The 510-nt window shown below is 39.0% G+C and carries 1 protein-coding gene; it reads right to left on the bottom strand.

Annotated features, from left to right (window positions below):
- Positions 1–419, bottom strand: a 419-nt coding sequence (locus tag AC3G7N_RS22720) for a GNAT family N-acetyltransferase (RefSeq protein ID WP_489424357.1), incomplete at its 3' end; no start/stop codon positions are given.
- Between the last annotated feature and the right edge of the window lie 91 nt (positions 420–510).

Below are 510 nucleotides of genomic sequence, written 5' to 3' on the forward strand. Positions count from 1 at the left end.
CTCTTTTTATTTTCAAATGCTGCACGAATATCAACCCGATTAAAAGCTAGTTCGGTAAACGCGTAATCAGTCAGGTAGCGAACCACACGTGTGATAATCCCGTTTCCCTGGTAATCCTGTCCAAGCCAATAACCGATATAAGCTACTTTGTTGGACCAATCCAAACTATTAAAACTAGCAGTACCAACCATTTTTCCCTTATAGTGGACTGCAACAGTCATGCTTTTCTTATCCTGAAATCCCTGCATGGTGTGTTCAATAAAACCACGCGAATCATCAATCGTTGTGGTCGTATCAACCCAAGGTAACCATTCGCGTAAATAGGACCGCGACGCATCTGTTAAATTAAAAAGTTCTTCGGCATCATCAATTTGCATTAATTTTAATGTAAGATCTTCATCAATTTCACGGAAAAACATGAGCATAACCCCCTGTTAATTGTTTACTAGAACCTATCACACAGTTTGTTGGACAGAAATTCCCACTTGATGAGGTTTTATTCTATCATAC

This window comes from Virgibacillus carmonensis (assembly GCF_057836705.1).